Source organism: Treponema sp. (assembly GCF_045657965.1).
GTDB lineage: Bacteria > Spirochaetota > Spirochaetia > Treponematales > Treponemataceae > Treponema_D.
Map to the genome: position 1 here is coordinate 1 of NZ_JAZOUG010000290.1, position 2,987 is coordinate 2,987.

The following is a 2,987-nucleotide window of genomic DNA, read 5'->3' on the forward strand; positions in this document are numbered from 1 at the left end:
CTTGGCTGTGACATTATCCGCTTTGCAGTTCCAGACATGGAAAGCGCGGAAAGTTTCATCGAAATATGTAAATCTACTTCCATGCCGCTGGTTGCGGACATTCACTTTGATTACCGCCTTGCATTGAAGTGCCTTGAAGGACCTGTAGCTGCAATCAGAATCAATCCGGGAAATATTGGTGCTCGCGATAGGGTTGAGGCTGTGGTGAACGGCTGCCGCAAAAAGGGAGTTGCAATCAGAATCGGTGTAAATTCGGGTTCTCTTCCTCATGACTTACGTGAAAAAGTTGAAAAGGGCGAAATATCCAGAAGTGTTGCCTTAAGCGAAACTGCTGCACGTGAATGTGCAGTTTTTGATGAACTGGGGTTTGACCAGTTTGTTGTAAGCATGAAGGCAAGTTCTGTCGCAGAAACAATCGAAGCAAACGAAGACTTTGCTTCTAAATACAATATTCCGCTTCATGTTGGTGTTACTGAAGCCGGTCCTTTAATTACAGGCATTGTAAAATCAACTCTTGCATTCAGTCATCTTTTACGGGAAGGAATAGGTTCTACAATCCGTGTATCTCTTTCATCCGCCCCAGAAAATGAAGTAATAACAGGTCTTGAAATTTTACGTGAATGTGGAAAAAGAAGCGGGGGAGTTACTCTTGTAAGCTGTCCCCGCTGTGGCCGCCAGGGGTTTGATGTTCATGCATTCATGGACAGATGGCAGAATAAGCTTCTTTCAATGAAGAAAAATATTACTGTTGCTGTAATGGGCTGTGTTGTAAACGGACCTGGCGAAGGTAAACACGCTGATATTGGTATTGCAGGCGCAGCAGGTAAGGCAATTATTTTCAAAAAAGGTGAAATTATACGAACGGTAGACGAAAAAGATGCCGATAATGTATTTATGGAAATGTTGAACGATATCTAATCTTCATTTTCATATAAGGAATCAGTTTTTTATGAAAAAAATATTTCTTTCTGTAATTTTCATGTTCTTTTTTACTTCTGTTTTTTCTCAGATTGTTCCAAAAAAGCCTCAGCCATCTGACTATTCATGGCGTATTTTACAGGAAGCACAATTTGCTTTTGACAGAGGAAACTTTGCAACAGCAATGAATCTTGCAAATAAGGCAAAAGCTAATCGTGTTGCAGAAAGTGATTATGAAGTTTATATTCTTGATGTTGCTCTTTCTCCGCTTGCAGTTCGTCGTGCTGGTGAGAGTTTTGATTCTGTCCTTGAAGTTTTGAAAGAACGCGACCAGAGTGAAGCAATTTCTATTATAAACAGATATTTAAAACTTTACGGAGAAACTTATTTTCAGTATTCAGTACATAAAATGGAAGACTGGGTTGATGAAAAAAGAGTTTATCCGGAAGCTGATTTTTTAATTGGAAAAATTTATCGTCTTGAAGGTGAATATCAGACAGCAATTGATTTTTATGAAAAAGCCAGACTTTCAAGTTCATTTCTTGATGTACCGGAACAGATTTATGATATTCTTTATGAGATGGCAGATTTGCTGAATCATCAGGGAAAAACTGAAGATTATAAGCAGGCACTTCTTTTAATTCTGGATAATGACCCGAATTATAAAGATATAGTTCTTCGTCGTGCAATGCTTAAAATTATAGATGCCAACAAATCTTCAAATGTAGACCGTTTTTTTGATCTTTTCAGAGCTTCATCATTAAAAACTTTGAATGCTCTTTATAGTATAAGCGTAATTTTTGATAAAGAAAAGGAAAGTGAAAATTCTATTTTCTGTTCGGCTTTAGGTGCAGTTGAATCTTACAGTCATATTCTCGATTCAATTTCTGGACGTGATGCCGGGTTTTCTTATACGACACTTGCATTATTTTTAGAAAAAATTGGTGAATATGAAGATATTGTTTTATGGTGCGAAGAAAACCATTTCTGGAATTATCTTATTGATTTTTGTAATAAATGTATTGAGCGTGGTGATATAATTTATGCAAACTCAATGCTTGAAGTAATTTCTGAATATGCACCGGATGCATATTGCAGAAAAGCTGCTGCAACAGCAATTGTACGTTAATAGTGCAGGCCAATTCCGGCATAAATTTCGTATTTCTTAATATTTTCCCGCCATGATATATCAATTTTTTCGGGATATTTTTTTGCAATGACGGCTCTTCCTAAATCAAATCCAATACTTGCCCTCATTACAATTCCTTTCCAGCGCTCTGGAAAAACAAGCAGTTCAAGTCCACCAGTATACCAGCCGTCTTTTAACGAAAACAATCTTCCTGTAATTTCATTTTTTGTAAGTGCTACATCAATAAATGGAGAAGCCTGAAGTTCAAAATTAAACCTGTCTGTCCAGGCAAATGTACGGCTGAACCAAGATTCTTCACCAAAAATTAAATCTGACCAGTCCAGCCAGTTTGTTGTAATTATATGAAACGGAAAATCCAGATTAAATGCAATTGCACACGGTGTCTTTAATGCCAGTTTTGTTTTTAATTTTTTTTGAGCTGAATTTATATATTTCTGTTCGTCCCGCACTCCACGTATATATTCACCAATTTCTTCACGGTTTGATTTTGTAAAAAAAGCGTTTAATTGTGTGTTTATTCCAAAATATTTGAATGATTTAAAAGCCTGAATTTCTGCATATATACGAGGTTCGATTTCATTCTGCATGAAATCATAACCAACAGAATGACCAAGCTTACAGGAAAAACCTGTTCTGTAATTTTCATACCAGTTGATTCTTGAAGTAGAAATATTTTGACCTATTGATGTAACCGGACTTGCCAGATCATCGTTATTTGCATTTATTCCGTTTTTATCATAGTTTACTTTTCCGTCAATAAATGGAATCCAGTAAACATATCCCCAGTTTGCAATATCGAATAATTTTACAGGAACAGAAAAATTTACGTCACTTGTAAAATACTGAGTGTCATCATAATCTGTATATTCCAAATCACGGTTCAGGCTTTCTTTTATATCAAATACTAATGCAAATCTTT

Annotated in this window: 3 protein-coding genes; 2 read left to right on the plus strand and 1 reads right to left on the minus strand. The window is 36.2% G+C overall.

The window, feature by feature from the left end; translation table 11 throughout:
• Together ispG and ACKI5B_RS11000 are read left to right on the plus strand one after the other, a co-directional pair.
• Positions 1–918 (plus strand): flavodoxin-dependent (E)-4-hydroxy-3-methylbut-2-enyl-diphosphate synthase (gene ispG / locus ACKI5B_RS10995; protein ID WP_407428697.1); only part of this gene is annotated, 918 nt, incomplete at its 5' end.
• 31 nt (positions 919–949) lie between these two features.
• Positions 950–2,047 (plus strand): tetratricopeptide repeat protein, encoded by a 1,098-nt coding sequence (locus ACKI5B_RS11000; protein WP_407428699.1) that lies wholly within the window; start codon positions 950–952, stop codon positions 2,045–2,047.
• Here the strand turns inward: ACKI5B_RS11000 and ACKI5B_RS11005 are convergent.
• The coding region (locus ACKI5B_RS11005) for a hypothetical protein (RefSeq protein WP_407428701.1) at positions 2,044–2,987 on the minus strand (944 nt) is incomplete at its 5' end. The two genes, ACKI5B_RS11000 and ACKI5B_RS11005, sit on opposite strands and share 4 nt — an antisense overlap.